This window comes from Protofrankia sp. CiT1, assembly GCF_917627335.1.
Taxonomy (GTDB): Bacteria; Actinomycetota; Actinomycetes; order Frankiales; family Frankiaceae; genus Protofrankia.
Map to the genome: position 1 here is coordinate 37,214 of NZ_CAKJTP010000022.1, position 5,999 is coordinate 43,212.

General features: G+C 68.1%; 7 protein-coding genes. All 7 read left to right on the forward strand.

The window, feature by feature from the left end:
* The coding region (gene sufB, locus MJ785_RS06290) for a Fe-S cluster assembly protein SufB (protein WP_239380178.1) at positions 1-1,349 on the forward strand (1,349 nt) is incomplete at its 5' end.
* On the forward strand, positions 1,349-2,611 hold the full coding sequence (gene sufD / locus MJ785_RS06295; RefSeq protein WP_239308519.1) for a Fe-S cluster assembly protein SufD: 1,263 nt from the start codon (positions 1,349-1,351) through the stop codon (positions 2,609-2,611). The genes sufB and sufD, both read left to right, overlap by 1 nt.
* Positions 2,611-2,928 carry a non-heme iron oxygenase ferredoxin subunit gene (locus tag MJ785_RS06300; RefSeq protein ID WP_239372483.1) on the forward strand — a complete coding sequence of 106 codons (318 nt, stop codon included), beginning with the start codon at positions 2,611-2,613 and terminating at the stop codon, positions 2,926-2,928. The genes sufD and MJ785_RS06300 overlap by 1 nt, the downstream gene beginning before the upstream one ends.
* A gap of 39 nt (positions 2,929-2,967) precedes the next feature.
* Complete coding sequence (gene sufC / locus MJ785_RS06305) at positions 2,968-3,774, forward strand: Fe-S cluster assembly ATPase SufC (protein ID WP_239380179.1); 807 nt, start codon at positions 2,968-2,970, stop codon at positions 3,772-3,774.
* A 14-nt stretch (positions 3,775-3,788) separates the two neighbouring features.
* The gene (locus MJ785_RS06310) at positions 3,789-5,105 is read left to right on the forward strand and encodes a cysteine desulfurase (protein WP_370651429.1); all 1,317 of its coding nucleotides are present in this window, start codon (positions 3,789-3,791) and stop codon (positions 5,103-5,105) included.
* Complete coding sequence (sufU, locus tag MJ785_RS06315) at positions 5,102-5,563, forward strand: Fe-S cluster assembly sulfur transfer protein SufU (protein ID WP_239380180.1); 462 nt, start codon at positions 5,102-5,104, stop codon at positions 5,561-5,563. The genes MJ785_RS06310 and sufU overlap by 4 nt, the downstream gene beginning before the upstream one ends.
* Positions 5,560-5,997 (forward strand): metal-sulfur cluster assembly factor, encoded by a 438-nt coding sequence (locus tag MJ785_RS06320; RefSeq protein ID WP_370652611.1) that lies wholly within the window; start codon positions 5,560-5,562, stop codon positions 5,995-5,997. The genes sufU and MJ785_RS06320 overlap by 4 nt, the downstream gene beginning before the upstream one ends.
* Positions 5,998-5,999: the final 2 nt, after the last annotated feature.

Here is a 5,999-nt window from a genome sequence, read left to right on the forward strand (position 1 = left end):
CGGACGCGTATGCGGCAACCGCCCAGCGCGGGCTGTCGGAGGCGGTCGTCCTCGGCATCTCGGCCAAGAAGAGCGAACCGGAGTGGATGACGCAGCTCCGGCTCAAGGGCCTGAAGCTCTTCGGCCGCAAGCCCATGCCGACCTGGGGCGCGGACCTGTCCGGGATCGACTTCGACAATATCAAGTACTTTGTCCGGTCGACCGAGAAGCAGGCTGCCACCTGGGACGATCTGCCCGCGGACATCCGTAGCACCTACGACAGGCTCGGCATTCCTGAAGCCGAGAAGCAGCGCCTGGTCTCCGGCGTGGCGGCTCAGTACGAAAGTGAAGTCGTTTACCACAAGATTCGTGAGGATCTTGAGGAGCAGGGTGTTATCTTCCTCGACACCGACACCGGCCTGCGGGAGCATCCGGAGATTTTCCAGGAGTACTTCGGGTCGGTCATCCCGGTCGGGGACAACAAGTTCGCCGCGCTCAACACCGCGGTGTGGTCCGGTGGTTCTTTCATCTACGTACCGCCGGGCGTGCATGTCGACATTCCGCTCCAGGCCTATTTCCGCATCAACACCGAGAACATGGGCCAGTTCGAGCGGACGCTCATCATCGTCGACGAGGGTGCCTACGTGCACTACGTCGAGGGCTGCACGGCACCGATCTACTCCTCCGACTCGCTGCATTCGGCGGTCGTGGAGATCGTGGTGAAGAAGAACGCCCGCTGTCGCTACACGACCATCCAGAACTGGTCGAACAACGTGTACAACCTGGTCACCAAGCGGGCGGCGTGTCAGGCCGGCGGCACCATGGAGTGGATCGACGGGAACATCGGTTCCAAGGTGACAATGAAGTACCCGGCCGTGTGGCTGCTCGGTGAGCAGGCCAAGGGCGAGGTGCTCTCGATCGCGTTCGCCGGCCCCGGCCAGCACCAGGACGCCGGCGCGAAGATGGTGCACGCCGCGCCGCGGACATCATCCAAGATCGTTTCCAAGTCGGTGGCCCGCGGCGGCGGCCGGACGTCCTACCGGGGCCTGGTCCAGATCCAGGACGACGCGCACAACGCGCGGGCGACGGTGAAGTGTGACGCCCTGTTGGTGGACGCGATCAGTCGTTCCGACACCTACCCGTATGTGGACGTCCGGGAGGACGACGCCTCCATCGGGCATGAGGCCACCGTGTCCAAGGTCGGGGAGGACCAGCTCTTCTACCTGATGAGCCGCGGGCTCTCCGAGGATGAGGCCATGGCCATGGTCGTGCGCGGGTTCGTCGAGCCGATCGCCCGGGAACTGCCGATGGAGTACGCCCTCGAGCTCAACCGGCTGATCGAGCTGCAGATGGAAGGCGCGGTCGGCTGATGGTGACCGCTCCCATCCACAACGGCTCGCGGGACGGTTCGGCCGCGGGCTCGGCCGCAGGATCCGCCGCGGGATCCCCGGCCGGTCCGGCTGTGCTGGTGCCCGGGTCCTCGACCGGTTCGCCGGCCGGGTCGAAGGCGGGGGTGTCGGCGGGGCGGCCCGACGGCCGGCCGCGTCCGGTGCGCTCCCGCGACCCCCAGGTTCATCCGCTACCGACCGGCCGCGAGGAGGAGTGGCGGTTCACTCCGTTGCGCCGGCTCGGCGGCCTGCTCGGTGGCCCGGCCGCCGACGCCACGTTCACGGTGGATGTCGAAGCGCCCCCGGGAGTGACGGTTGAGCGCGTCGGCATCGATGACGCCCGCGTCGGGCGGGTGCTCACCCCGGCCGACCGTGTGTCGGCGTTCGCGATGACCCGCGCCGAGCATGCCGTGGTCGTCACCGTGCCCGCCGAGGCGGCCCCGGACACGCCGGTGGTCGTCCGGCTGCACGGCTCCGGCGGAACGGCCTACGGCCACCTGGTGGTCGAAGTCGGCGCGTTCGCCTCGGTCACGGTGGTGCTCGATCACACCGGACAGGCCGTCTTCGCCGGCAACGTCGAGCTGTCCATCGGCGACAGCGCGTCCCTGGTCTTCGTGTCGCTCCAGGATTGGGATCCCGGCGCTGTGCACGTCGCCGCACACGCGGCCAGGGTCGGCCGGGACGCCCGGTTCCGTTCGTTCACGGTGACTCTCGGTGGAGATCTCGTCCGCTTGTCGCCCACCGTCACCTATGCCGGACCTGGCGGGGATGCCGAGCTCTACGGGCTGTTCTTCACCGACGCCGGCCAGCACCAGGAGCACCGGCTGCTGGTTGATCACAGCCCGCGGTCCTGCCGCAGCCGGGTCGCCTACAAGGGCGCGTTGCAGGGCGAGGGCGCGCACGCGGTGTGGATCGGTGACGTGGTGATTGGCGCGGACGCCGTGGGTACCGACACCTACGAGCTGAACCGTAACCTCGTCCTCACCGATGGTGCCCGTGCGGACTCGGTACCGAACCTGGAGATATCCACCGGCGAGGTCGTCGGGGCCGGCCACGCCAGCGCCACCGGCCGTTTCGACGACGAGGCGCTGTTCTACCTGATGGCGCGGGGCATCCCGGCGGACGAGGCGCGACGGCTGGTGGTCCGCGGCTTCTTCGCCGAGATCGTCGACCGGATCGAGATCGGCTCTCTCCGGGAACGGATCACCGCGGCGGTCGAGGCGGAGCTGGACGGGGTCGTCTAGTGGGTGTTTTTCAGCGTGTGTGCGCGTTGGCGGACCTCAGCGAGGAGTCCGCGCTCGGCGTCGAGGTCGGCGGGCAGCCGGTGTGCCTGGCACTGGCCGGTGGGCAGGTCTACGCCATCCGCGACGAGTGTTCCCACGCCGAGGTGATGCTCTCCCACGGCGAGGTCGAGGACGCGAGGATCGAATGCTGGCTGCACGGCTCGCAGTTCGACCTTGCCACAGGTGAACCCGTCGGGCTGCCGGCAACCGAGCCGGTACCCGTCTATCCGGTGAAGATCGACGGTGACGACGTGCTCGTCGACATCGGGCAGTCATAGCGGCTTGTAGGACATAGCGGTTTTTAGGAGACTGATCAAGTGTCGACCCTTGAGATCCGTAACCTCCATGTCTCGGTGGAGACCGATTCCACCGAGGGGAGGGAGATCCTGCGCGGTGTGGACCTGACGATCCGCCGCGGCGAGACCCATGCGATCATGGGGCCGAACGGCTCCGGCAAGTCGACGCTGGCGTACTCCATCGCCGGTCACCCCAAGTACACGATCACCAGTGGTTCGGTGGCGTTGGACGGGGTCGACGTGCTCGCGATGAGCGTGGACGAACGCGCCCGCGCCGGGGTCTTCCTTGCCATGCAGTACCCGGTTGAGGTGCCCGGCGTGTCGGTGTCGAACTTCCTGCGCTCATCCGTGACAGCCGTGCGCGGCGAGGCGCCCAAACTGCGTACGTGGGTCAAGGAAGTCCGTGAGTCCATGGCGACCCTGGAAATGGACCCGGCATTCGCCGAGCGCAGCGTCAACGAGGGTTTTTCCGGTGGCGAGAAGAAGCGTCACGAAATCCTTCAGATGGCCCTGCTCAAGCCGAAGATCGCTATCTTGGACGAGACCGACTCGGGCCTTGACGTGGACGCGCTGCGGATCGTCTCCGCCGGCATCGAATCCGTCCGCGCGGCCGGGGAGACCGGTATTCTTCTGATCACCCATTACACCCGTATCCTGCGTTATGTGAAGCCGGAGTTCGTCCATGTGATGGCTGGCGGGCGCATCGTCGACTCCGGCGGCCCCGAGCTCGCCGCGGTCTTGGAGGACGGCGGCTACGACCGGTACGTCAAGGCGACCGAGGCGACCGAGGCGACCGAAGTGCCTGCGCCGGCCGGGACGGCGGTATGACGATGACGGACGCGATGCCCTCGCCCACGCGGCGCACCGCCGCTCAGCCGGGGGGCGGGTACGACGTCGATCAGGTCCGCAAGGACTTCCCGATCCTGGCCCGGCGTGTCCACGACGGCCGGCCGCTGGTCTACCTCGACAGCGCGGCCAGCTCGCAGAAGCCCACGGCCGTCCTCGACGCCGAGCGGGACTACTACGAGCTGCACAACGCCAACGTCCACCGCGGCATCCACGTGCTGGCCGAGGAGGCGACCGCGCTGTACGAGTCCGCCCGCGACCGGGTCGCCGCCTTCATCGGCGCACCCAGCCGGGACGAGGTCGTCTTCACCAAGAACTCCTCCGAGGCGCTGAACCTCGTCGCCTATGCGATGAGCAACGCGGCTGCCGCCGGTCCCGAGGCGGAGCGGTTTCGTCTCGGGCCGGGCGACGAGGTCGTCATCACCGAGATGGAGCACCACTCCAACCTCGTGCCGTGGCAGATGCTGTGCCGGCGGACCGGGGCGGCCCTGCGCTGGATCGGTCTCACCGACGACGGCCGCCTCGACCTGGCGGATGTGGAGAAAGTGATCACCGAGCGGGCGAAGGTCGTCTCGTTCGTGCACCAGTCGAACATCCTCGGCACGGTCAACCCGGTGGCGACGCTGGTCGACCGGGCTCGGGCGGTGGGCGCGCTGACCGTCCTGGACGCCTCCCAGTCCGTACCGCACATGCCGATCGACGTGACCGCGCTCGGGGTGGATTTCCTCGCCTTCACCGGCCACAAGATGTGCGGGCCGACCGGTATCGGCGTGCTGTGGGGCCGGGGTGAGCTGCTGGCGGTGATGCCGCCGTTCCTCGGCGGCGGCGAGATGATCGAAGTGGTGACGATGGAGGCGTCGACGTACGCCGTGCCACCGCACCGGTTCGAGGCCGGCACGCCGATGATCGCCCAGGCGGTCGGCCTCGGCGCCGCGGTCGACTACCTCACCGATCTCGGCATGGACGCGATCGCCGCCCATGAGCACGACATCACCGCCTACGCACTCGACCAGCTGGCCACCGTGCCGGGCCTACGGATCATCGGGCCGCCGGACGCGGTCGACCGGGGCGGCGCCGTCTCGTTCGTGCTCACCGGGTCCGACAACCGGCCGCTGCACCCCCACGATGTCGGCCAGCTGCTCGACGAACGGGGTATCGCCGTTCGCGTGGGACACCACTGCGCCCGCCCGGTCTGCCTGCGCTACGGCGTCCCGGCCACGACTCGGGCTTCCTTCCACCTGTACTCGACCCGTGGTGAGGTCGACGCGCTGGTGGAAGGCCTGGGGCATGTCCGGAGGTTCTTCGGGACGTGAAACTGGACTCCATGTACCAGGAGATCATCCTGGACCACTATCGCAACCCGCACCACCGCGGGCTGCGCGAGCCGTTCGACACCGAGGTCCACCACGTCAACCCGACCTGCGGGGACGAGGTGACCCTGCGGGTCAAGGTGGCCGACGGTAAGGTCGCGGACGTCTCCTACGAGAGCGAGGGCTGTTCGATCAGCCAGGCGTCCGCGAGCGTCATGGCCGATCTCGTGATCGGCCGGTCCGTGGCTGAGGCGCTCGAACTGGGCCGGGAGTTCCTGGCGCTGATGCAGTCGCGCGGCACCGTCGAGCCGGACGAGGATGTGCTGGAGGACGCGGTCGCCTTCGCGGGCGTGTCGAAGTACCCGGCCAGGGTCAAATGCGCCCTGCTGTCGTGGATGGCCTGGAAGGACGCGACCGCGCAGGCGGTGGGCGGCATCCCGGAACAGGAGGTGGACCGGTGAGCGAGACCACCGTGACCGAACAGGACCCGACCGTGGCTGAAGTGGGAACGGCCGAACCGGTCGCGTCGGCCGTAGCGACGGCCGGTGACACTGCTGTGGACAAGGCCGTGGACAAGGCCGCTGTCGATGACGTCGAGGAGGCCATGCGCGACGTCGTCGACCCCGAGCTCGGCATCAACGTCGTCGACCTCGGTCTCGTCTACGGCATCAACGTCCACGACGACAACACGGTCACCCTGGACATGACGCTGACGTCGGCGGCCTGCCCGCTGACCGACGTGATCGAGGACCAGACCCGTTCGGCCCTGACCGACGGGCCGGATGCCCTGGTCAACGACGTGACCATCAACTGGGTCTGGATGCCCCCGTGGGGTCCCGACAAGATCACCGATGACGGTCGCGACCAGCTGCGGGCTCTCGGCTTCAACGTCTGACC

What these genes read in the sequence shown, in the direction of transcription:
- sufD (WP_239308519.1), top strand. Translation starts at nt 1,349, where the DNA reads ATGGTGACCGCTCCCATCCACAACGGCTCGCGGGACGGTTCGGCCGCG.
- MJ785_RS06310 (WP_370651429.1), top strand. Translation starts at nt 3,789, where the DNA reads ATGCCCTCGCCCACGCGGCGCACCGCCGCTCAGCCGGGGGGCGGGTAC.